The sequence below is a fragment of the Streptococcus sp. 1032 genome, assembly GCF_013277015.1.
Taxonomy (GTDB): domain Bacteria; phylum Bacillota; class Bacilli; order Lactobacillales; family Streptococcaceae; genus Streptococcus.
Map to the genome: position 1 here is coordinate 122,193 of NZ_VMMD01000018.1, position 20,489 is coordinate 142,681.

At 38.6% G+C, this 20,489-nt stretch carries 22 protein-coding genes and 1 pseudogene; 8 read left to right on the plus strand and 15 right to left on the minus strand.

Translation table 11 applies throughout. The features are described 5' to 3' along the window. Positions 1 to 52 precede the first annotated feature (52 nt). The 11 genes from secA to nrdR form a co-directional block, all read right to left on the minus strand. Entirely contained in the window at positions 53 to 2,566 is a 2,514-nt protein-coding gene (gene secA / locus HT711_RS07260) for a preprotein translocase subunit SecA (protein ID WP_173233141.1), read from the minus strand. Positions 2,567 to 2,711: 145 nt separating this feature from the next. Continuing rightward, a complete protein-coding gene (locus HT711_RS07265) occupies positions 2,712 to 3,002 on the minus strand; it encodes a hypothetical protein (protein WP_173249913.1) in 291 nt (96 codons plus the stop codon). 10 nt (positions 3,003 to 3,012) lie between these two features. Beyond that, complete coding sequence (locus tag HT711_RS07270; protein WP_173233144.1) at positions 3,013 to 3,663, minus strand: ABC transporter ATP-binding protein; 651 nt, start codon at positions 3,661 to 3,663, stop codon at positions 3,013 to 3,015. 3 nt (positions 3,664 to 3,666) lie between these two features. Beyond that, positions 3,667 to 4,308, minus strand: a complete 642-nt coding sequence (locus HT711_RS07275; RefSeq protein ID WP_173233286.1) for a hypothetical protein — start codon at positions 4,306 to 4,308, stop codon at positions 3,667 to 3,669. Continuing rightward, a complete protein-coding gene (locus HT711_RS07280) occupies positions 4,301 to 5,071 on the minus strand; it encodes a hypothetical protein (RefSeq protein WP_173233146.1) in 771 nt (256 codons plus the stop codon). Before HT711_RS07280 ends, HT711_RS07275 begins: the two co-directional genes overlap by 8 nt. A 32-nt stretch (positions 5,072 to 5,103) precedes the next feature. Next, positions 5,104 to 5,439 carry a hypothetical protein gene (locus HT711_RS07285; RefSeq protein WP_173233148.1) on the minus strand — a complete coding sequence of 112 codons (336 nt, stop codon included), beginning with the start codon at positions 5,437 to 5,439 and terminating at the stop codon, positions 5,104 to 5,106. 81 nt (positions 5,440 to 5,520) lie between these two features. Next, the gene (der, locus tag HT711_RS07290) at positions 5,521 to 6,831 is read right to left on the minus strand and encodes a ribosome biogenesis GTPase Der (protein WP_001207696.1); all 1,311 of its coding nucleotides are present in this window, start codon (positions 6,829 to 6,831) and stop codon (positions 5,521 to 5,523) included. Between the two features lie 13 nt (positions 6,832 to 6,844). Then, positions 6,845 to 7,558 carry an NADPH-dependent oxidoreductase gene (locus HT711_RS07295; protein WP_173233151.1) on the minus strand — a complete coding sequence of 238 codons (714 nt, stop codon included), beginning with the start codon at positions 7,556 to 7,558 and terminating at the stop codon, positions 6,845 to 6,847. Then, positions 7,555 to 8,451: a primosomal protein DnaI gene (gene dnaI / locus HT711_RS07300; RefSeq protein WP_173233153.1), complete on the minus strand. Its 897-nt coding sequence runs from the start codon at positions 8,449 to 8,451 to the stop codon at positions 7,555 to 7,557. Before dnaI ends, HT711_RS07295 begins: the two co-directional genes overlap by 4 nt. After that, on the minus strand, positions 8,452 to 9,621 hold the full coding sequence (locus HT711_RS07305) for a replication initiation and membrane attachment family protein (protein ID WP_173233155.1): 1,170 nt from the start codon (positions 9,619 to 9,621) through the stop codon (positions 8,452 to 8,454). Then, complete coding sequence (gene nrdR / locus HT711_RS07310) at positions 9,622 to 10,095, minus strand: transcriptional regulator NrdR (RefSeq protein WP_001203672.1); 474 nt, start codon at positions 10,093 to 10,095, stop codon at positions 9,622 to 9,624. A gap of 139 nt (positions 10,096 to 10,234) precedes the next feature. Between nrdR and HT711_RS07315 the strand changes: the two genes are divergently transcribed. The 8 genes from HT711_RS07315 to HT711_RS07350 all read left to right on the plus strand — a co-directional run bounded on the left by HT711_RS07315 (position 10,235) and on the right by HT711_RS07350 (position 17,428). Further along, positions 10,235 to 10,600, plus strand: a complete 366-nt coding sequence (locus HT711_RS07315; protein ID WP_000119148.1) for a GntR family transcriptional regulator — start codon at positions 10,235 to 10,237, stop codon at positions 10,598 to 10,600. Between the two features lie 4 nt (positions 10,601 to 10,604). Beyond that, positions 10,605 to 11,300: an ABC transporter ATP-binding protein gene (locus HT711_RS07320; RefSeq protein WP_000054197.1), complete on the plus strand. Its 696-nt coding sequence runs from the start codon at positions 10,605 to 10,607 to the stop codon at positions 11,298 to 11,300. A gap of 15 nt (positions 11,301 to 11,315) precedes the next feature. Then, the gene (locus tag HT711_RS07325) at positions 11,316 to 12,083 is read left to right on the plus strand and encodes a hypothetical protein (RefSeq protein WP_057517360.1); all 768 of its coding nucleotides are present in this window, start codon (positions 11,316 to 11,318) and stop codon (positions 12,081 to 12,083) included. Between the two features lie 252 nt (positions 12,084 to 12,335). Continuing rightward, positions 12,336 to 13,199, plus strand: coding sequence for an Rgg/GadR/MutR family transcriptional regulator (locus HT711_RS07330; protein WP_173233157.1), 864 nt, complete (start codon positions 12,336 to 12,338; stop codon positions 13,197 to 13,199). Between the two features lie 238 nt (positions 13,200 to 13,437). Next, entirely contained in the window at positions 13,438 to 14,637 is a 1,200-nt protein-coding gene (locus HT711_RS07335) for a radical SAM protein (RefSeq protein ID WP_173219717.1), read from the plus strand. Beyond that, positions 14,630 to 16,177, plus strand: a complete 1,548-nt coding sequence (locus tag HT711_RS07340) for an ABC transporter ATP-binding protein (RefSeq protein ID WP_173233159.1) — start codon at positions 14,630 to 14,632, stop codon at positions 16,175 to 16,177. The genes HT711_RS07335 and HT711_RS07340 overlap by 8 nt, the downstream gene beginning before the upstream one ends. A 184-nt stretch (positions 16,178 to 16,361) precedes the next feature. Next, on the plus strand, positions 16,362 to 16,736 hold the full coding sequence (locus tag HT711_RS07345) for a CidA/LrgA family protein (RefSeq protein ID WP_173233161.1): 375 nt from the start codon (positions 16,362 to 16,364) through the stop codon (positions 16,734 to 16,736). After that, on the plus strand, positions 16,733 to 17,428 hold the full coding sequence (locus HT711_RS07350) for an LrgB family protein (RefSeq protein ID WP_001288954.1): 696 nt from the start codon (positions 16,733 to 16,735) through the stop codon (positions 17,426 to 17,428). Before HT711_RS07345 ends, HT711_RS07350 begins: the two co-directional genes overlap by 4 nt. On the opposite strand, the gene HT711_RS11290 is transcribed toward HT711_RS07350, so the two are convergent. The 4 genes and pseudogenes from HT711_RS11290 to HT711_RS07360 form a co-directional block, all read right to left on the minus strand. After that, the gene (locus HT711_RS11290) at positions 17,425 to 17,571 is read right to left on the minus strand and encodes a hypothetical protein (protein ID WP_240148993.1); all 147 of its coding nucleotides are present in this window, start codon (positions 17,569 to 17,571) and stop codon (positions 17,425 to 17,427) included. The two genes, HT711_RS07350 and HT711_RS11290, sit on opposite strands and share 4 nt — an antisense overlap. A 72-nt stretch (positions 17,572 to 17,643) precedes the next feature. Beyond that, a pseudogene (locus HT711_RS11295) lies at positions 17,644 to 17,793 on the minus strand (IS630 family transposase); the annotation flags it as partial. 566 nt (positions 17,794 to 18,359) lie between these two features. Continuing rightward, positions 18,360 to 19,559 carry an ABC transporter permease gene (locus tag HT711_RS07355; RefSeq protein WP_173233163.1) on the minus strand — a complete coding sequence of 400 codons (1,200 nt, stop codon included), beginning with the start codon at positions 19,557 to 19,559 and terminating at the stop codon, positions 18,360 to 18,362. Further along, positions 19,556 to 20,449 carry an ABC transporter ATP-binding protein gene (locus HT711_RS07360; RefSeq protein ID WP_000895303.1) on the minus strand — a complete coding sequence of 298 codons (894 nt, stop codon included), beginning with the start codon at positions 20,447 to 20,449 and terminating at the stop codon, positions 19,556 to 19,558. The genes HT711_RS07355 and HT711_RS07360 overlap by 4 nt, the downstream gene beginning before the upstream one ends. Positions 20,450 to 20,489 lie beyond the last annotated feature (40 nt).

Genomic DNA, 20,489 nt, shown 5'->3' on the forward strand with positions numbered 1-20,489 from the left:
ACCAAGTAAAAATTTACTTTTCACAAGGTATCCGCCTCTAAACTATCTCATTTTATTGTCTTTTACCGTGACAGTTTTTAAACTTCTTACCAGAACCACATGGGCAAAGTTCATTGCGTCCAATCTGGCTCAAATCCAAATCTTCTGGCATACTTGCTTGGTGGGCAGCGATATTGCGAGTCGCTGTTGTACTGATATGGCGTTCTGCCTGTGGTCTTTCTTGCTCATGAATTTGTGCTTTCATCATCAAGCGTGTCACATCAAACTCAATCGAACCAATCATGTCATTAAACATACGGAAACCTTCTGCCTGATACTCAACAACAGGGTTGTTCTGAGCATAGCCACGAAGTCCAACCGCATTACGCAATTGATCAAGGGCATCGATATGATCTGTCCACTTGTTATCTACCACTCGTAGAATCAAGACTTTTTGGAATTCTTTAACTGCTTCTTCATCACGTAGTTTTGAAACCTGACTATCGTAAACTTGCAAGGCACGTTGGAAGAGTTCTTCCTTAATCGCCTTATCAGACAAGCCTGACAAGTCTTCTATCGTAATAGAATCTTCAGGAAGCAAGTTGTACTTAGCAAAGTTCAAAATCGCTTCTAGTTTTTCATCTTGTTTGGCACGCGCATGACCATCAACGACACGTTCAATCGTGCGTTTGATCATAGCCTGAATTTCAGGTGCCAAGTCACGGTCTGCAGTGATGACATCGTAACGTTGAGCATAGATAATCTCACGTTGTTCACGCATGACATCATCGTATTGAAGGACTTGTTTACGGGTATCGTAGTTATTTCCTTCGACACGTTTCTGAGCCGCTTCAACCTGACGCGTCAACATACGAGACTCAATGGCCTCTTCAGACATGTTGAGACGTTCAAAGATTCCTTTCAAGCGTTCAGAACCAAAACGTTTCATCAAGTCATCTTCAAGGGATAGATAAAATTGTGACTCACCTGGGTCTCCTTGACGACCTGAACGTCCACGAAGCTGGTTATCGATACGACGGCTTTCATGGCGTTCTGTACCAATCACACAAAGTCCACCCAATTCACGAACCCCTTCACCAAGCTTGATGTCGGTACCACGACCGGCCATGTTGGTTGCGATGGTAACGGCACCACGTTGGCCAGCATTCATGATGATTTGGGCTTCTCTATAGTGGTTTTTGGCATTCAAAACTTCGTGAGGAACGCCAGCTGCAACCAATTTCTTAGAAATATAGTCACTGGTTTCAACTGCTACTGTACCAACCAAGACAGGCTGACCTTTTTGGTAACGAGCCTTAACGTCTTCGACAACCGCTTTAAACTTAGCTTCGATACTTGAATAAAGAAGGTCTGAGTGGTCAATCCGTTGAACAGGACGGTTTGTTGGGATTGGAATCACACGAATGTTGTAGATTTCACGGAATTCTTCTTCCTCGGTCTTACCTGTACCTGTCATACCAGACAATTTCTTGTACATACGGAAAAGGTTTTGGTAAGTGATTGAGGCAGATGTCTTGGTTTCATCCTGAATTGGCACACCTTCTTTGGCTTCAATGGCTTGGTGCAATCCATCAGAATAACGACGACCTTCCATGGTACGACCTGTAAATTGGTCGACAATCAAGATTTCTTGCTCTTCGCTGACCACATAGTCAATATCGAGAAGCATGATGTAGTTGGCACGAAGGGCATTATCGATAAAGTGAGTCAGAGCTACGTTTTCGATGTCATAGAGATTTTCAAGTTTGAAGTAGCTTTCCGCCTTGTCAATCCCTGAATCAGACAAACCAATAGTCTTAGACTGCACATCGATGATGTAGTCGTCTTTGTCCAAAGATTTTACATAGTGGTCTGCCATGTGATAGAGTTGACTGGTTTCAACTGCGTTAGCACCTGATACGATCAAAGGTGTACGCGCCTCATCAATCAAGATTGAGTCAACCTCATCGACCAAGGCATAGTTAAGCGGACGTTGTACCATGTTTTCAGCGCGAACGACCATGTTATCACGAAGGTAGTCAAATCCGATTTCTGAGTTGGTTGAGTAGGTAATATCACACTCATAGGCTTCTTTTTTCTCCATTGGAGATTTGGCAGCCAAGTTAATCCCTACTGACAAGCCAAGCCATGAGTACAATTCACCCATTTCAGTCGCGTCACGTTCTGACAGGTATTCATTGACCGTAACTACGTGAACCCCTTTACCTGAAAGGGCATTGAGGTATACCGGCATAGTCGCAGTCAAGGTTTTCCCTTCCCCTGTACGCATTTCTGGCACGTCACCATGGTGAAGAACGATTCCCCCCATGACCTGAACCTTATATGGGAAGAGGCCTAGGACACGTTTGGCACCCTCACGGACAACCGCAAATGCTTCATAAAGCAATGAATCCAGTGATTCTCCATTTTGATAACGTTCTTTAAATTCAACTGTTTTTGCTTTTAGTTGGTCATCAGTCAAAGCAGCCATTTGGTCTTCGTATTTGAAAACCTTGTCAGCCATCTTTTCCAGACGACGGATTTCTCCTTTATCATTTTCGATAATTGTTTTTAAAATATTAGCCATGTTTTTCCTTACTTTAAATTCCGAATATTTTAGAATGTTCTTTTAATTTTAGCACAATTACTGATTATTTTCAAGGAAGAATCCCCATTTTGAAAAGGAAAAAGAGGCTAGTTTCCAAGCTAACCTCTCTGACTTTTATGATGCTTTAATTGCCAACAAAAATCGGCAAAATCGCAAATAGGATAAATAGATTTATCCAAAGAGAAAAACAGCAGATCAATCCAAAAACAAAGAGACTGACTTTCTTGGACAGCAAGGCCATCAAAATAGACAGAATACCAAAAACTAGCAAGACTTTCTGTATGCTGAAGAGGTCAATCTTCCCCCCCAGAATCGGACTGCCCCAAGGAAGAAAGAAGAAAGCCAGCCAGATCAACAGAACTAAACCAATATAGACCTTAGAATAGCGTGTAATAAATGATTTTAGATGTTCCATAAGCCACCTCCTAGGATTGTATATCCTTTAAATATTGTATATGTCCATTTTCGACAACTAATACATCTGTGCAAAGGTCTGAAATATCTTCCGATATGTGTGATGTCAGGATAACCAGACCATTTTCTTTTTTCAGGTAAGATAAAATGACCTGTTTGGTTAACCTCACACTCTTCTCATCCAAAGCATTCATGGGTTCATCGAGAAAGAGTATAGATGGTTCGGCAATAAAGGCTTGAATCAAAGCTATTTTTTGCTTTGTTCCTAAGGATAAATGACGGTATTCAACATCTTCAAATTCCTTTAAATCATAATATTGGATCCAATCGGCAATTCTTTTTTCCGTAACTTTAGATGAAAAATACCTTAACAGTTCCAAATTTTCTCTAAGGGATAAATGAGATAGAAACTCTACCTTTTCAATTAAAATCCCTGCATCCTGAATATAATGATTTTTTACCCCGTAAACTTTCCCATCTTGAAGAACTTTTCCTTTGTCAAGCTTAATATAACCAGCAAGTACCTTTAAAAGAACCGTTTTGCCAGATCCATTATCACCTTTAAGTCCATAAATTTTTCCTGATTGAAAGACCAGATTTAACTCATTTAAAATAGGTCTTTTCCCATAAATTTTCTGTCCATTTATAATTTCAAGTCTCATCGTTTATCCTTTCTTAAATTTCTCTTCCAAGCGACTAACAATCAACATAACTAATAAACTTAAGAGTACTAAATACACTGTTACAATATGATCCATCATCCATTCTTGTCCCACAAATGCTAAAAAATAGAGAAAAAAGGAAAAACCAGCGCCCGCACTAATCAGTGCTATCAGATAAGACAGTAGTAAGTACAAGATCATTAACTGAGCAAGTAAAAAGAAAAGTGCGACTGTTTTGAAATGAATTCCTAGAGGAAGTAAACCAAGGAACCAGACAAATAAATCTTGAATAAAAAATTTAGAGATGACAACCAATCGTTTCCTTGTATAATCGAAAAAGGAACTTGATTGATAGCGAATTAAGTGATGGTAATGGTCTGCCAAATCACTTTCAAGCAAAATGACAGAGAGCCATCCTACCATGAAAATCGAAAGGTTTAACAAGAGTTTGGGGATTTCTAAATTCGCTTCAGAATAGTCATTATAGGAAAAGATTGAAATCAATTCCCTCTTGAAAAAGAGAAAAACATCCTGCTTTTGAACCACTGTTGACAATAGATAGTTTATCAAAATCATCATCAAAACTATACGAAGTAGTAAAACGATCTTTCTCTTTAGCCAAGTATTGTTAAAGTTCTTAAACATTATCTTCATATTTTTCAAGCACCATATAAGGGACAATATAAAGGATATAAGGAGTAAAGAGTTTCATCAAACTGACATCCCCATAGCTAGCTTGCATCAAACTCGTCATAGGAACCATATAGTATGGCAAGATACTATAGAGCATCATAGAACCAAGCCAAAGAAACATCAAATAGGCAATTGCCGAACGAGTCACATTCCCTAAATAATCAACTATTTTAAAAAAATAGACTGCATTGATGAAAATACCGATTAGTAGGACACAAGTAAAGAACAAATAGCTTGTTATCTCTCCATCTAGGAGCCTTTGTAAACTACTCCCATCAGAAAATAGAGAATTCCATTCAAGAGGAGAAAAAGTCCCAAAGAAATAAGTTAAAATTGCAATTATCAGCACAGTCACTAAATATATCACACAAGGGATACTTGCAAGTATCCCTTGATAACTCACTTCTCTTCCAATACTCAATCGTAAAACTTTATTTTTCAGCTCAATATATTGAAAACCTAGCAAAACAATGATGATTGGAATAATAAATGATTGATAAAAACCTAGATTGAACTGGAGAATACGAAAATCTAATGCTGATTTTAATAAGTCATTTTTAATTGCTTGTCCATCGAATTTAGCTAGATCGGGCGCATGAATATCAAAAAAGAAATAAGTCATCAAAACATCACGATAAACCAAAGCAAGAAAAAGCAAAGTAAGCAAGACATAAACAAATTTATGCCTTGCCAAAGTTAAGAGAGGAATCTTCATAAGCCACCTCCTAAAAATAAAAACCATATAAATCAATGCCTTCCACCTTTAGATTTCCCTAACTCCTTTCTTAGTCTAAGCATTTTTTTGAAACAGGAATAAGTTAACCAATTCAGACCAATAGCTAGCAGAATAAAAAGAAACCAAATGCCCCATAACTTGATATCTGTCAAATTTCTCAAGACGATATTGAAAAACAGAACTGAAACAACTGTCCAAGCAAGGCTAAAAAGAGCATAGAGGGGGATGTAAAACCAGTAAAAATAGTAAAAAATTGGGAAAAATTTACTTTCTCTATTATCCTTTTCAATCCAGTTGAAAAAGTAAAACCAGGGAAATAAGATTATAAATTTAAACAAATGTTTCATCGACACCTCCTTTTTGATAGCGTTTTCTATTATTTTATTATATCAAAAAAATCTGGAAATGTCATTCCAGATTCTGCTTTTTTATTTACGTTTTCTTGCGATGAGATGAATCGGTGTTCCTTCAAAGACAAAGGCCTTGCGGATTTGATTTTCCAAGAAACGCAGGTAAGAAAAGTGCATGAGTTCTTCTTCGTTGACAAAGATAACAAAGGTCGGTGGTTTGGTTGCCACTTGAGTCGCATAGAAAATCTTAAGTCGTTTTCCTTTGTCTGTCGGTGTTGGGTTGATGGCAATAGCATCCATAATGACATCGTTCAAGACAGCTGATGGAATACGTGTATTTTGACTTTCACTGATTTGCTTGATCATCTCAGGAAGTTTGTGAAGACGTTGCTTAGTCAAGGCTGATACAAAGATAATCGGTGCGTAAGGTAGATATTGGAACTGCTCACGAATATCTTCTTCCCAGTTTTTCATAGTGTGGTTGTCTTTTTCAAGCGTATCCCACTTGTTGACCACGATAATCATCCCTTTACCAGCTTCATGGGCAAATCCTGCGATACGTTTATCGTATTCACGAATGCCTTCTTCCGCATTGATGACCATCAAGACCACATCCGAGCGGTCAATAGCACGCATGGCACGCATGACAGAGTATTTCTCAGTATTTTCATAAACCTTACCAGACTTACGCATACCAGCCGTATCAATCATGGTAAACTCTTGACCATCTGTATCTGTAAAGTGGGTATCAATAGCGTCACGCGTTGTTCCAGCAACAGGACTAGCAATGACACGGTCTTCTCCCAAGATAGCATTGATCAAGCTTGATTTTCCAACGTTTGGACGACCAATCAGGCTAAACTTAATGACATCTGGATTTTCTTCTTCATATTCATTTGGAAGGTTTTCCACAATCGCATCTAGTACATCCCCTGTACCGATACCATGGACAGATGAGATAGGCAGTGGTTCACCCAAACCGAGAGCATAGAAATCATAGATATCATTTCTCATCTCAGGGTTGTCCACCTTGTTGACTGCGAGGATAACTGGTTTGTGGGTCTTATAAAGCTTGCGGGCTACGTATTCGTCTGCATCGGTAATTCCTTCCTTACCGGACACGACAAAGACGATAACATCTGCTTCTTCCATGGCAATTTCTGCCTGGTGCTTGATTTGTTCCATGAAAGGAGCATCGACATCATCAATTCCTCCTGTATCAATCATGCTAAAAGAACGATTGAGCCACTCACCCGTTGCATAAATACGGTCACGTGTCACTCCTTCGACATCTTCTACAATGGAGATTCGCTCACCAGCGATCCGATTAAATAGGGTTGATTTCCCAACATTGGGACGTCCTACAATGGCAATAGTTGGTAGGGCCATAATTTCTCACTTTCTACAATAACTTCTTCTGTTCAAGATTTTTTCTAGTTGAGCTTGGTTCAGCTTGACCAAACTGTTCTGCTAGGCGCTGACTCCAGCTTGTGGTCGCACGCGCCCCAGCATAGTCAGCCTGTACACGGTCATAAGCCTCAATCACATCAACTGTTTGTTCCTGATATTCTTCCTCAAAGACAACATTCTCCAGTGGTAGTCTTGGCTTCACATCATGATGTTGATTTGGCACACCTAGTGCCATCCCAAAGACAGGATAGGTGTAGTCAGGCAGGTTAAAAAGTTCTGCAACTTCTTCTGACTTGTAACGCACCAAGCCAATAATGACACCACCATAGCCCAAGCTTTCAGCTGCCAGCAGGGCATTTTGACCAGCAAGAGCCGCATCGACTGAACTAATCAAGAGACCTTCTACACCTTGGGGTTGGAATGAATTGGCATGAAGTCGGGCTCCCTTTTCTGCTCGGTTCAAGTCTCCGACAAAGAGAAGGAAAACAGCTGACTGGCGAATGGCTTCTTGAGGTACCAATTCATACAGAGCATCTTTCTTCTCTTGACTTCGTACCACAATCACAGAGTAGGATTGGAAATTCTTCCAAGACGAGGCCATTTGGGCTGCTGTCAGGATTTCAGTCAAGTCTTCCTGAGGAAGGGATTGCTCCTTAAATCTGCGCACTGAAGTGTGAGCCTTCATTAATTTGATTGTTTCTGTCATCGACGGTTCACTCCTTCTAAACGAGTCTCCTCAGCCAAATAACGGATGCGTTCCATGACTCGTCTGGCTTCCCAGGTTTCGTCATTTCCATGTTTCCCTTTAGCAAAATGCTGCTCCAATTCTTCAAAGTTGAAGTTGGAGGTGAAAAAGGTCGGTAAATTTTCCTGCATCCGATATTGAAGAATGACTTGCAGGATTTCATCACGCACCCAAGCTGTTGATTGCTCGGCACCAATGTCATCTAAAATCAGGACTTCAGAAAGCTTAAGCTCATCCACCAAGGTCTTCACATTGCCATCACTGATAGCATTTTTAGCATCAATGACAAAGCTAGGATAATGGAGAAGAGTTGATGAAACACCTCGTTTTTCTGACAAATCATGGGCTAAGGCAGCCACCATGAAACTTTTACCCACACCAAAGTCTCCATATAGGTAAAGACCTTTTCGAATAGCTGGATATTGCTCCACGAAGGCTAATAACTTTTCAAAAACTGGCAAGCGACCCAAATCATCCAAGTCTACTTGAGCCAAACTAGCTTGCTTGAGACTGGCTGGCAGATTGATTAACTTGAGACGGTTCTTAATAGCCGCTTCTTTTTCCGCCGCAATTAGTTCAGGAGTTTCTTCGTAAGAAACATCCGCATAACCATGATTCATAACCAAAATCGGCTTGTAGCCTTTAGCAATATAATCCGTATCACCACGGAGAAATTTGTCACGCTCGGTGATATATTGATTAAACTTGGAGATACTGCGATTTAATTCCTCTGGAGTCAAGGATTCTTGCTGGATAAAGGCCGCAACATCAGGGTCCTTCATAATTTTCTGGACCAAATCTTGATAATGAAAACGGCTAGGTTGACGTTTGAGTACGTCTCCGACACTTTCCATCTAATCTCCTCCTTTTTCTAATCGAGCTAATAGTTCTTGTTTCTTACGTTCTAGTTCCAGACGAGTTTCCTCGCTGGTTTCATTCTTATAATCTGGATTACTCCACTTGGGTACATTGGACTTGGCAGGACTGGGGTTACTGCTTTTTTGAGCCTGATTCTTCTGCCCTCTCTCACGAATTCGTAAGACTGCCTCTTCTGCCGAATGTATCTTTTGATAGGCGTAGTCATTGGCTACCTTCATGGCATATTTCTCATTGATATTTGCTGAATCCACCTTATTAAAAGTCAACAAGAGAATGATATTGATGACTTCGTCCAGCAAGCCCAAGCCAGCCATCTGTTGCAAGAGTTCTCTTTCTGTTTGAGTAATAGTTCCCTTGCGTGTTTGCTTGATTTCTGCCAAGAACTGCAAGGCCGTTTTACTTTTGGCTTCCTTGATAATGGTCGCTTCCTTAGGACTAAAGTCAGAGGAAATCGGTTTTTGAGCGATTTTTTCCCGCATGCGTTTGGTTGAAATAACCCGGGAAACAGCTGTTGACTTAGCCAATTGATAGGTTTCAAACCAAGTCCATTTCTTCTCCTCGGCAATGGCAAAGAGGTTTAAGACGTCGGACTGCTCATCCGCAAAGCGAAGTCCATCTCGAGCCATAAGCTGACGAAAATGGTCCAAGTCAAAATCGTTGGCCACTTTCTTCTTGAGACCAAGGTCTTCTTGACTTCCCAGCTCTGCCAAATCTGGAAAGACTTGATTGAGTGAGACAGGTATTTCTTCTCCCTCAGTGCTCTCAACTTTCAAATCCTCCACAGCTGCATCACCAATCTTCTTCTCCAAAAGTCTGCGATAAACAGGATGTTCCAAGAAATCCTGACTTGAAAGAGGAGCATGGAGGGCTAGCTGATAAACATCCCCCTTTTGATAGAGGGTCAAGAGATTAAAAGCAGATAGGATTTTCAGGGATTTTATCAGTCTATCCATCCCAAAGTTGAGATGGTTAAGAATGCTTGAAAAAAGATATTCCTTTCTGCCATTATCCCAAAAACTAATCGTATAAAGATAAAGGCTCAGTGCCTCCTGACCGATAATCGGGAGGTAGCACTGTACCAGAGATGAGGTATCTTGCGACACCCGATTATTCTTTAGATAAGAAAAACGGTCAATTGGCTTCATTTATCTTTCCTTTTTCTTTTTAGAGGACTGGGTGATTTGTTGGAGCAAGCTCTCTAACTCACTAACATCCTTAAAACTACGATAGACACTGGCAAAACGTACATAGGTAATCTCATCTAACTCAGCCAACTCCTCCATGACGAGTGAACCAATGTCCTCACTTTGAATTTCATTTTCATTTCGACCACGGAGTTTCTGTTCGATACGATTGACTACCATGTTGATTTCATCACTTGACACAGGACGTTTCTGGGCTGAGCGGATAATCCCATTAAAGATTTTATCTCTGGAGAATTGTTCCCGTGTGCCATCTTTTTTAACAACCACTAAGGTTCTTTCTTCTACCCGTTCGTAGGTTGTAAAACGGTGTTGGCATTCGTCGCACTCACGTCTTCTACGAATGGTGTTCCCTTCTTCTGCTTGGCGACTATCGATAACACTTGACTTGGTAGCCCCACATTTTGGACAACGCATCCTTTCCCTCCTTATCGTTTTCTTTTCATTATACCATTTTTTAAACGATTCCCAAAACAATTCTTCTTTTTGCTTGACAAGTTTTTTGTTTTGTTGTATTATTTAATTAAGACAAAAAGATAAAAGAAAGGAGACCAAGATGTCCTGGACATTTGACAACAAAAAACCCATCTATTTACAGATTATGGAGAAAATCAAGCTTCAGATTGTTTCCCATACACTGGAAGCCAATCAACAACTTCCAACCGTGAGAGAGCTAGCAAGCGAGGCCGGTGTCAATCCAAACACCATCCAAAGAGCCTTGTCAGACCTTGAACGAGAAGGATTTGTCTACAGCAAGCGCACAACTGGACGATTTGTGACTGAAGATAAAGAGCTGATCGCCCAATCGCGCAAACAATTATCAGAAGAAGAATTGGAACACTTCGTTTCCTCCATGACCCATTTTGGCTATGAAAAAGAAGAACTACCAAGCGTAGTCGGCGATTATATTAAAGGAGTTTAAGCCTATGTCATTACTAGCATTTGAAAATGTATCCAAATCATATGGAGCAACACCAGCCCTTGAAAATGTTTCTCTTGACATTCCAGCTGGAAAAATTGTTGGTCTCCTTGGCCCAAACGGCTCAGGAAAAACAACCCTGATTAAACTAATCAATGGCCTCTTACAACCAGATCAAGGACGTGTCCTTATCAACGACATGGACCCAAGCCCAGCAACCAAGGCCATCGTAGCTTATTTACCTGATACCACCTATCTTAATGAACAAATGAAGGTCAAAGAAGCCCTAACCTACTTCAAGACCTTCTATAAAGATTTCAATCTTGAACGTGCCCATCATCTACTTGCAGACCTTGGTATTGATGAAAATAGTCGTCTCAAGAAACTATCAAAAGGAAACAAGGAAAAAGTCCAATTGATTTTGGTTATGAGCCGTGATGCCCGTCTCTACGTTTTAGACGAACCCATTGGTGGGGTGGATCCAGCAGCCCGTGAGTATATCCTCAATACCATTATCAACAACTACTCACCAACTTCTACCGTTTTGATTTCTACCCACTTGATTTCAGATATCGAGCCAATCTTGGATGAAATTGTCTTCCTCAAAGACGGAAAAGTCGTTCGTCAAGGCAATGTAGACGATATTCGCTATGAGTCTGGTGAATCCATTGACCAGCTCTTCCGTCAGGAATTTAAGGCCTAAGCAAAGGAGATTATTATGTTTTGGAATTTAGTTCGCTACGAATTTAAAAATGTTAACAAGTGGTATTTAGCCCTCTACGCAGCCGTGCTAGTCCTTTCTGCCCTTATCGGGATACAAGCACAGACCTATAACAATCTGCCTGTCAAAGAAAGCCAACCTGTTTTACTTACTTTTCTAGCCCTCGTCTTTGGTGGCTTGATGATTACACTTGGAATTTCAACTCTTTTCTTAATCATTAAACGCTTTAAAGGCAGTGTCTATGACCGACAAGGCTATCTGACTTTGACCCTTCCAGTATCTGAACACCATATCATCACAGCCAAACTAGTCGGTGCCTTCATCTGGTCGATGATTAGCACTGCTATCCTAGTTCTAAGTGCTGTTATTATTGTGACCATAACGGTTCCAGAATGGATCCCTCTTTCTTATGTGATTACATTTGTAGAAACACATCTCCCTCAGATCTTTCTTACAGGTATATCCTTCCTACTAAATACCATTTCCAGCATCCTCTGCATCTACTTGGCTATTTCCATTGGACAGCTTTTCAATGAATACCGTACAGCACTCGCTGTTGCAGCCTACATTGGTATCCAAATCGTCATTGGATTTATTGAACTTTTCTTCAATCTTAGTTCTAATTTCTATGTCAATTCACTTGTAGGGCTTAATGACCATTTCTATATGGGAGCAGGTATAGCCATTGTTGAAGAACTCATTTTCATAGCTATCTTTTACCTCGGAACCTACTATATTTTGAGAAACAAGGTTAATTTGCAATAATTTTAAAATCAAATAAGAAAAACACAGAAAGTCAAATTAATAAAAAATTGATTTTCTGTGTTTTTTAGATTATTGCTAACTAATTTTGGTTTTAGCCAACACCAATAACAATTATTGACTCTAGAATACATAGAATCATGGTTATAATCATCTTTTTATTCATATAAACAACCTCACTTTCTTTTTTATATATGATATAATATTTTGAAAACATACTAAAAAATTCCCATATAAGCAATTGAGGTGACAGAAATGAAAAATTACGGAAAAATTTTTAAACAATTTAGAGAATCACGTGGATTAACATTAAAAGATGTTGCAAAACATGGTCTATCTACATCACATATTTCTAGATTTGAAAGAGAAAATTCTGATCTGACGATTGGTAAATTTATGCAAGCATTAGATGCTATTAATATTCCTGTTGAAGAATTTATGTATGCTGCAAATGACTTTCATCGGGATGAAATAAATGAATTATTAGAGCAAATTCGACTTCTAAGCTCTAAAAGAGATATTTCAGGAATGGAAAAACTACTTATTTCTCAACTTGAAAAGACTACAAAAAGAGAGAAATTCTATACTCTGAATACCATTCTAGTAAAAATTCGCTTACAAGATTTGTCAGAAAAAATCTATTACCATGAATCTGATATTAAATATCTATCTGACTATCTTTTTTCTGTGGAATACTGGGGATGCTATGAATTACTTTTGTTTATGAATACTATAGATGTATTATCTCACCCTACTATGATGTGCTTATCAAGAGAAATGTGTCAACGTTCCGAATTCTACAGAGATTTACCACATTATCGTAGATTGCTTGCCACCATGTTACTAAATGGATATATCACGTGTATAGAAAGAGAGGAATTTTTAGATTCTTTATATTTTAAAAAGCAACTAAAACATTGTTATTTTACAGAAACTGAGATATATGAAAAATTAGTTTTTCACTATGCCGAAAACTTATATACTTTAAAAAAAGACAAAAATAAACGTTCTGTTTTAGAAATGAGAAAGTGCATAGCAACGATGAAGTTAGTCCACAGCGATAGCTTAGCAAAAAAATTTGAAAAACATTTAGCAAAGGTAATAGAAGAACTGAAATAATTTTCTTATATGGGAAAATTTTTAATTATTATTTCAAAAAGAGTATCATTAAATCATCAAATTAAGGAGGTGAAAATATGAGAACAGTGCAAATTATTGACCTTGAAGATCTATTAGATACAGATCAAACTTACTCCGTACCAGGTCATTGTGGTCCAAGCCATTCTTGTGGTGGCGGACGATAGTTTTCTATGAGACGAGTTCTCACTCGTCTCCTTTATTTTATAATGGTGATATTATGCTAAAAAAAATATATACTAATATTGGAGATTATTATTTCGATAGTGAGAAATTCACATTATCTACTTCTTCAGTAGAGGGAACTACCTCCTATAAGCCCCCCTACATCCCCAAAAATGTTTTACAAAAAATTGTTATTAACATATCTAACAGTTGCAATTTATCCTGTTCTTACTGTTATGCGGATGGTGGAAATTACGGCATGGATAATAAAATCATGACTCTAGATACTGCTGATAATATTATTAACGAAGTCAAATTTAGAGGTATAACACAAATTAATAGACTTATCCTATTTGGTGGAGAACCTTTTCTTAATACTCAATTATTCGAATACATTATTAAAGAATTTTCCAAATTTACAACTATACTTAAAATAGAAACCGTGACTAACGGAACAATACTAAATAATAATGTTAAAAAAATAATAGATAATTTCCAACCATATCTAACTATTAGTTTAGATGGTCCAGAATTTATACATGATAAATTAAGAGGTAAAGGTAGTCATCGTAAAACTACTAAATTTATCCACTATTTAAAAACTATAAACTACACTAATTTTGAAATTGCTTCAACATACACTAGACTACATCAATTACATTCTCTAAGTAGAGATGATATTTTCCAATATTTTACAAATATGGATGTACACTTTAACATCAATGACGTATTTAGTAAAAATAAGGTGCTTGTGGTTAAAGAAATGGAAAAAAGCTTAGTAGATAGGAAAAAATTCATTACTGATTCTATAAATAATATTGTTGAAAATAATGAAAAAGCTTTTATAAGTCCCATCCTATATGATGTTTTAATTTCTATGATTTATAAGAGTACTAATCATACATTCTGCGACGATATAGATCCTTCAAATACCATAACTTTTGATGTTGATGGTAGCAAAAAATTGTGTTTTAGATTTTGGGGAACTCATAATAGCTCTAAAGCAGAGCTATTTAATAATAAAGAATACTTCCAACAATGTAAAGATTGTTGGTGTAAAGGTATGTGTCTTGAATGCGTTGCTAATATCATTGATGGTTATTCTTCAGTAATTAACGAAGATGGACAATTTATAGAATGTCATAAGCCTGAATTAATGGAATATTGTATTAAAGAAATCATTTATCTTTCACAAGATCAATCCAAAATATCTAAACTCGTTAATAATTTCAAAAGGTTTATCCGCTATGCTTAAAAATTTCTTTTCCAAGAAACACCTCATACTTTACTTCTTTTCTATTGCGATTACTTGGCTGGAAGCAATTATCACACCAGCCCTTGTTCAGAATATTGTTACCAGTTTTACCAATCAAGAGCTAGGCCTTCTTTGGAAAGTTTTGATTTTGGGAATCCTTGGAAACCTCATCCTCTTACTAGGCTTAGCTGGGAAACGCTATTACTACGCTCGTTTGATTACTGACTTCAAATATGGAATCAAGAGTGCTATTTTCAAGCGATTTTTAAACAGTTATGAGATTGATGAAAAGGATATTTTGTCCGACCTAGAAAATGACGTCAAGCAACTAGAAGAAAGCTATATTGAGCCAACGGTCATCATCATTTCTTCTCTTGGCTTCACAACTGTGTCCATTCTCTATGCCCTATGGACTAATTTTTACCTAGGCTTGATTTTCATCCTCTTCTACTCCTTTCCTGTACTCTGCAGTGCTATCGGATCAAAGCGTTTGGACTCACTTTCTGAAAAGCGGTCCACTGTTAACCAGAGCTACTTAGCAAGCTTGACAAATTTTATTGGTGGTAGCCAACAAATTCGCCATTATCAGGGACAAGACTACTTTTTTACTCGCTACCAAAAACAATTACAAACCAGTCTAGATGCCGAAATCAACTATGAAAAACAACGCACTTTAAACAGTCTCTTGATCAATAGCATCGATGCCTTTTGTTCTGTCACACCAATCGTCATCGGTGGCTTTATGACCTACTATAATTATTTAGATGCGGCGAGTTTTGTGGCTATCTATCTAGTTTCCCATAATATCGGCTATCAATTCCAAGAGTTGGCTTACTTTACCAACACCCGAAAAGCGACTCGAACTCTTCTCAACAAATACCAAAAACTTTTGAACCAGTCTGATCCCATCTCGCCTAGAAGCATAGAAAATATTTTCCCTATCCAACTTGACACCATCTCCCTTGAAAAAGAGGGGAATAGCCTCTTGTCTCCGATTTCCATACACATCAAGCAAGGAGAAAAAATTGCCATTATCGGGGAAAGCGGCTCTGGTAAAACAACCCTGCTCAATATCATTCATGGAGAAGAGACACCAACAAGTGGTCAGATTAGCTTTGCTGGTCAGAACCTGTCACGTCAAGAAATCACAAGTATTAGTTCCTATATTCTCCAAGATAGCCATTGCTTTGACACGCTATCTCTGGAAGACAATATCCTTCTAGGACTGGATAAAAATCCAGAGACTTTAAATCATATCCTCAAAAAAACAGGATTAGAACATTTGAAAAATCGACCCCTCAGCAATGATAGTCTGTCTGGTGGCGAAAAACAACGCCTAGAAATCGCTCGCGCCCTCTACCACGATAGACAACTCATTTTAGCAGATGAGATTAAGGCCAATCTTGACTCGGAAAATAGCAAAAAAATTAGCGACTTGCTCTTCTCCCTACCTCAAACAGTCATTGAAGTCATTCACCACTACACAGAAGAGGACTTAAAGCACTATGACCAAGTCATTCACTTAAGCAAAGAAAAGTAGTATTCTTCGAAAATCGCTTCAAACTATGTCAGTTTGACCTACAAACCCAACACTTTGCTTTGAGCAACATGCAGCTGACTTTCTAGTTTGTTCTTTAATTTTCATTATCCCTTGTGCATTTCCTTGAAATTTTCTGAAAAAAGAGTAAACTGGTATGCAAGAAGTCTATTTCGTGGAGTTTAGGATGAAATTATATGTTCAATTAATGATTCTCTTTGTGATTTCTCTAATCGGAGAGGGGATTTCCAGTTTCTTTCATTTGCCCATACCCGGCAGTATTATAGGTTTGATTATTCTTTTTCTAGCCCTACAATTCAAGTGGCTGAGAACTAGGCATGTCAACATGGTGGGGAATTTCTTGCTGACCAATATGACCATTCTCTTTTTGCCGCCAGCAGTGGGAATCATGGAGAAGTTTGATGTGATTGCTCCCTATCTTTTGCCCATTGTTTTGATTGTCTTTTTTGCAGCAGTCATCAATATTATCCTTATTGCCTTGGTGGTTCAGTTTATCAAGAGACGATTTGAGGGAGATTATGAGAAAGGAGATGCCAAATGAGTGAATTTGTTTCCAATCCCCTGTTTGGGCTTGCCTTATCTATCCTAGCTTATCTAGTGGGGATGTTGATTTACAGACGTTTTCCTCATCCATTGACAACGCCCTTGCTTTTGTCAGCTGTTTTCATTATTATCATTCTAAAGGTGACGGGTATTTCTTATCAAGATTACTACCAAGGTGGGGTTTATTTGAACAACTTGATTGTCCCATCGACCGTGGCTCTAGGGATTCCGCTTTATAAGAGTTTTCATCTGATGAAGCACCATGCTCGGAGTATTCTCTTTGGTAGTTTGCTAGCAGTAGTTGTCAATACCTCTTTCACAGCCCTTGTGGCGAAAATATTTGGCATGGACTTTTTCCTAGCTATTTCTCTCTTTCCCAAGTCAGTGACAACCGCCATGGCAGTAGGAATTACAGAAAAATTGCAAGGTCTGACTACTGTGACCTTAGTGGTTGTAGTGGCGACTGGGATTTTAACTAGTGTCATCGGACCAACCCTTTTGAAGTGGTTGAAAATTGACGATCCAGTAGCTGTTGGTCTTTCTCTTGGAGGAACAGGCCACGCAGTCGGAACAGGTACAGCCTTCCGATACGGCTCTGTAGCAGGAGCCATGGGTGGTTTGGCTATCGGTGTCACCGGTATTCTCTATGTCTTTGTCAGCCCCATCGTAGCTAGTTTGATATTGAGTTAATACTCTTCGAAAATCTCTTCAAACCGCGTCAACGTCGCCTTGCCGTAGGTATGGTTACTGACTTCGTCAGTTTCATCTACAACCTCAAAACACTGTTTTGAGCAACCTGCGGCTAGTTTCCTAGTTTGCTCTTTGATTTTCATTGAGTATAAAAAGCAAGGAATTCGAGCAATCTCATTATGGTAGTGACATGGGGGGCTAACTTCTCATATTTATACATTTCTCCAATCAGTTAGTTGATTACAATCGAGATTTTCTATACTCTCCTTATAAGATTTTCGCATAAGATGAGACAGCACACGCTGAAGACGTCTATGTTATTTAGATTTAATGCAATCTTTTAAAAGAGTTTTGATAATCTATATTTCTTATTTAGTTTAGTTGATTTCATATCACTATACTATAATGCTTATCCAAATGATTACACTATCAAAACATCTTATTATTGGATGCTTACGAAACAGATTTTTATACTCTTCAAACCACGTCAACTTGTCCTTAGTGTGTATATGTTACTGACTTGGTCAGTTCCTCAACCTCAAAACTATGTTTCGAGGAGCCTTCCGCTAACTTCCCAGTCTGATTTTCATTGACTATTAACGATACTTTATCACATAAAGAGGCTGGATGAAAAGTCTTCACAATCAAAAAATGCATACTATCAGGTCTTAAAAAATCCTGGTAGTATGCGTTTTTTATGAGCTGACTTATTTCCTTTCACTATATCGCAAAATGAAATAAGAACGGAACGATGAGATTTTGGAATTCAAATCAATTTATAAGAATGTTTTAGAAGCAATATTATCCTATTTCAGATTCAGTTCACTATACAATTGAGTTTTCAAGCAACCTATTTACATAATGTGTAAGTAATTAGGTTCGTGATTTCACTCTTTTCATTTCTAAAAAACCTCGCTTTCGCGAGGCTCTTCTATCTATAAGATAAGGCACGTCTAAAGGTTTTCCAAATCCCTAAATCATCCGTTTGAAGGACTAGGCTGGCATACATGCGTCCGATAAATCCTGTTGCTAGCACCGCAAAAATCACTGTAATAGCAAGCGAAATCCATGCTTCTACTCCCCCTGCATAGCCATTAATAGCTCTAAATGGCATGAAGAAAGTCGAAATAAAGGGAATATATGAACCAATCTTCAAGATAAGATTGTCACCAGCTGCACCCAGAGCTGTCACTCCAAAAAAACCACCCATAATCAAAATCATCAAAGGAGACAAGGCTTTTCCTGCGTCCTCAGGACGAGAAACCATAGAACCTAGAAAGGCCGCCAAGACGACGTACATAAAGAGACTAACCAAAATAAAGAGCAAGGTATTCAGTGAGAAAGCATCTCCCAAGTGATCTAAAACACCAGACTGAGCCAAGAATGGCAAATCTTTAAAGAACAGAATGGCAGCCAGACCACCTACAACATAAATCCCGATATGCGTTAAAATCACCAGAAATAGAGCCATCATCCGCGCATAGAAATAGTGACTTGCCCTTATGCTAGAAAAGACAACTTCCATAATTTTGGTGCCTTTTTCACTGGCAACTTCCTGAGCCGTCACACCCGCATAGGTAATCAGAATCATATAAAGAAAGAATCCTAAGGCGCCTGCTGCAATTGTTTGAATAAACTTTTTATTTTCCTTGGCTTCATCAATCTTTTCTGTGAATTGAACTGTCTGCGCTAGGCGTTTTTCCTGCTCTTGAGACAAGGAGGCCGTTGAACGATTAAGCTGATTTTGCAGTTCATTGAGTGTACCTGTAACCTCAAATTTAATTCCATTTTCAAGCGATGTTTCGCCATGATAAACTGCCTTTAGAACACTATCTTCTTGATCAATGGTCAGATAGCCTTTTAATTTTTCATCTTTAATCGCTTCTTTTGCACTTGCTTCGTCTTTATAGTCAAAGTTAATACCATTTACATTCTTCAGTCCTTCTGCTACAGATGGCACTGTTGTCACCACTGCCACTTTATCATTTTTAGCCATTGAAGAACCTTGGAGATAGCCAATTCCTCCAGAGATTCCTAAAAAGAGGAACGGCGAAATCACCATAAAGAAGAAACTCCACGATTTGACATGTCGAAGATAGGTTTCCTTGATTACAACCCACATATTTCTCATACTTCCACCCCTGATTCTAGTTTAAAGATTTCATCGATTGTTGGCGCTTGCTGGTCAAAGGTTGCGATATATTGCCCCTGAGTCAAGATTGGGAAGAGTTCCCTTCCAGCGCTCTCATCCTCCAAGATCAATTTCCAACTGCCTTGTTTAGTCAAGCTCACCTGTTTGACATGAGGAAGGTTTTCCAATTCTTCCTTACTTCGTTCACTTGAAACAAAGAGACGCGTTTTCCCATATTGATTTCGGACATCCTGGACCGGTCCATGCAAGACCACACGACCATCTCGAATCATCAGAATATCGTCACAAAGTTCCTCAACGTTGGTCATGACATGGTCAGAAAAGATAATGGTTGCTCCGCGCTCTTTTTCCTGAAAAATGACTTGCTTGAGCAATTCTGTATTGACTGGGTCCAATCCACTGAAAGGCTCATCCAAGATAATCAAGTCTGGTTCATGAATCAGAGTAATAATGAGCTGAATCTTCTGCTGATTTCCTTTTGACAGGCTCTTGATTTTATCTGTCAGCTTTCCTTTCACTTCCAACCTCTTCATCCATTGAGGGAGTTTTTCCTTAACTTCCTTGGCATCCATACCTTTTAGAGTCGCCAAGTAGCGAACTTGTTCAAGGACTGTCAATTTAGGCATGAGACTGCGTTCTTCAGGCAGATAACCAATCCGAGCGTAGGTTTCCTGACGAATATCCTGACCATCCAGACTGATTTCTCCTTGGTATTCTAAAAATTTCAAAATACTGTGGAAAATTGTTGTCTTCCCAGCACCGTTTTTCCCAACTAGTCCCAAAATACGACCTGGTCGCGCTTGAAAGTCAATACCAAACAAAACTTGCTTGGATCCAAAACTTTTCTCTAGACTTCTTACTTCTAGCATCTTTAACCTCCGAAATTTTTTTCACTCATTATACTCCTTT